Origin of the sequence: uncultured Blautia sp. (assembly GCF_902497045.1) — a bacterium.
Taxonomy (GTDB): Bacteria; Bacillota; Clostridia; order Lachnospirales; family Lachnospiraceae; genus Blautia_A.
The window spans coordinates 1-2,944 of record NZ_CABVDF010000285.1; the positions used below are offsets into that span (position 1 = coordinate 1).

Genomic DNA, 2,944 nt, shown 5'->3' on the forward strand with positions numbered 1-2,944 from the left:
AAATATTTACACAATTAGATATATGGTGTGGATGAAAAAGAAAAATATTCCCACGCTGTCCTGAGACTGTGAGGTTGTTCGGACAGGGTGGGAATTTGCCATACAGAAATTTAAAGGGAAGGAAAAGAACTCAGAATGGAAGAATGGATGGAACTGCCATGGCCGGAATGGAAAATTATCGGCATTTTGGGAAAAGGTTCTTTTGGCAGCGTATATAAAGTGCAAAAGACGGAATATGGGCATATTTCGCAGGCTGCTGTAAAGATTATCCGCATAGTACCGGATGAACAGAAGCAGAGAGAACTGGAAAACAGTGGGATTTCAGTGGAATCTTATCTTAAGGAAATAAAGAGCAGTATTATAAAAGAAATTGATATTATGGAATCTCTGAAAGGGGCTGCTCATATTGTCTCCATTGAAGATTCCAGGATCCAAAAGGTACCGGGCGGATGGGTTATCTACATCCGCATGGAGCTTTTGAAAAGTCTTTCAGAAATCCAAAAAGAAAGAGTATTAACTCTGAGAGATGTTATTAAGCTTGGAGAAGACCTTTGCCAGGCGCTTGAGGTTTGTGAGAGACGAGACATTATACACCGGGATATTAAGCCGGCAAATATTTTCTGGTCAGAGCTGGGCGGATACAAACTGGGAGATTTTGGGATTGCCAGATATATGGAAAGTACAATGGCGGGATCTACCAAAGCCGGAACAGAATCCTATATGGCCCCGGAAATATACAGGGGAGAAAAGTATGGGAAGACAGTAGATATTTATTCCCTGGGTCTCGTCCTGTACCAGCTTGCCAATAACGGCCGGTTTCCTTTTCTGTCTTCTTCCGGTGCAGATATTGGCTATAGTGCTGTGGTGGAAGCTGACAGAAGGAGAAGGGAAGGAGAGCCTTTTCCGGATCCCTGCAATGGGGGCAGACCCCTGGGAAATATATTGAGAAAAGCCTGTGCTTATCGTGTAGAAGACCGCTATCAGAAAGCATCAGATCTGGAAAGCGATCTGCACAGGCTGCGTTACATAGAGGAAAATCCTGAAGAGGAAAACAGTGCCACAATTCTGCTGTCTCCTGAAGGAGAGGAACCCACGGTGTTGCTCAACCATAAAGAGAAACAGCTGCACGAAGACAGTAAATCTCAGAAAAAAGACGCTGTTCCCTGGATATTGGGAATTACAGCAGTTCTTATAACGAGCATTCTGCTTTTGGCAGTGATTTTTCTGGGGCGGGGACAGGATGTTGATTTTCTGAGAAAAGAGGAACCGGTTTCTGTGGCAGAAAAAATAGAGGAGCAGGAGGAAAATGCTGCCAAAGAAAAGGAAGATAATAGTCAGGGTGAAAATACAGAAACAGTCAGAACGGAAGTACAGATGCCATATTCCGGACGTATATGGGAAAATGGAAATAAAATTTATACAGTGTATGATGTAGATGCAGAAGGTTTCAGAAGTATTTCAGGCAGTTATGTGGATACAATGGCGGTGTATGGGGATAAGATATACTGGAGAATGAATAATGGTGTGGAAAACGTTCCCTGTCCTATTATATCTATGAATCTTAACGGAGAAAAAAGAGAATTTCTTACAGATCATGCATATGCTACTACTTTTTTATGCATCCATGACGGATGGCTGTATTATACGTCGGCAGATGGTCAGGGAAATAAAGGCAGCAGAAAGATCGATCTGGAAACAGGAAAAGAAGAGGAGGCACCTCCGTATATTTTCAGAAACGGAAACGAAAAGGTATGGTTTTCTACAGGAATAGAAGACGGAAAATGGTACATTTCAGATCCGGGGTTTCAGAATCCGAATAGAATACAGGATCTGAAGGGAACCCGTCTGGCAGTCAGAGGTTATAAGCTGTATTATATGCTTCAGAATGAAAATGGAACTTATACGACCTGCTCCTATGATTCCCGGACGGAAGAGACAGAAACTTTGCTTACAGATCAGTATGCCAAAAGTGTTGTCAGCGGTGAGGGTCTTTATTTTAAACAGGAAACAGGAGATCACACGATTCTTTACAGAAGAGACTTAGAGACAGGGGAACAGACAGAATATGATATTGGAAACTTTCATCTGTATCTGGGAGGAGGATTTTATGAATTAAAGGATCAGATCTGCTTTATGAGATTCTGTCCGGAGAATGGACAGGAAAATACGGAATTCTGGTCTATGGACAGGGTCACAGGTGAACGTCAGCTGATTGGAAAATGGTATAATTCAAATGCAGTAAATGCGGCGCTGGAGCCGTGACAGGAAAAAACAGTTTCACAGACGCAGCCGGAAATACAGAGGCAGGTTTTGTGAAACTGTTTTTAAAAACCAGAAAAATGTATTATCAACAAATCAGAAGAATTTTACGATTTCTTCGGTTTCTTTGCGTTTAGGGCGTTTTGGCTCTTCGGCAGGAACTCCTACCGCGATTACTGCAGCAATGATCTCGTTTTCCGGAATAGAAAGAAAATTCCTTATGCTGTCTGCATCGCGGATACCAATGATCAGGGTGCCGTATCCCAGTTCTGATGCTTTCAATACCAGATTTTCTGCCTGAAGTCCCAGATCATAGCAGCCCCATCCATTGCCAAGTTCATTGTCCGGTGTGCCGTCCTGTTTGAAACCGGAGCGGTCACGTATAAAGGTTGTTACAAGAACTGCGGCATTCTGACATTTTGCCGCGTTTCCTTCCGGCAGACATTCTGCAAGGAATTTTGCAGTGATCTCCTCAGACATCAGACAGTAATAGCGGCCCGTCTGAGAGTTCTTCCAGGAAGGAGCTTCCTGTGCAGCCCGGATCATTTCCATAATATCTTCTTTTGAAACTTTTCTGTCAGCGCTGTATTTACGGACAGATCTTCTTTTTTCCATCAGGTTCTGAAATTCCATATAAAAATCCTCCAGCAAAATAAGATGATTCCATTATGACACTGTTTTCTGG

The 2,944-nt window shown here is 42.8% G+C and carries 2 protein-coding genes; one reads left to right on the forward strand and one right to left on the reverse strand.

What is annotated here, in order from left to right:
* The first annotated feature begins 135 nt into the window (after positions 1–135).
* Entirely contained in the window at positions 136–2,262 is a 2,127-nt protein-coding gene (locus RDS42_RS13800) for a protein kinase (protein ID WP_308784166.1), read from the forward strand.
* Positions 2,263–2,355: 93 nt separating this feature from the next.
* On the opposite strand, the gene RDS42_RS13805 is transcribed toward RDS42_RS13800, so the two are convergent.
* A complete protein-coding gene (locus RDS42_RS13805) occupies positions 2,356–2,892 on the reverse strand; it encodes a nitroreductase family protein (RefSeq protein ID WP_308784167.1) in 537 nt (178 codons plus the stop codon).
* Positions 2,893–2,944 lie beyond the last annotated feature (52 nt).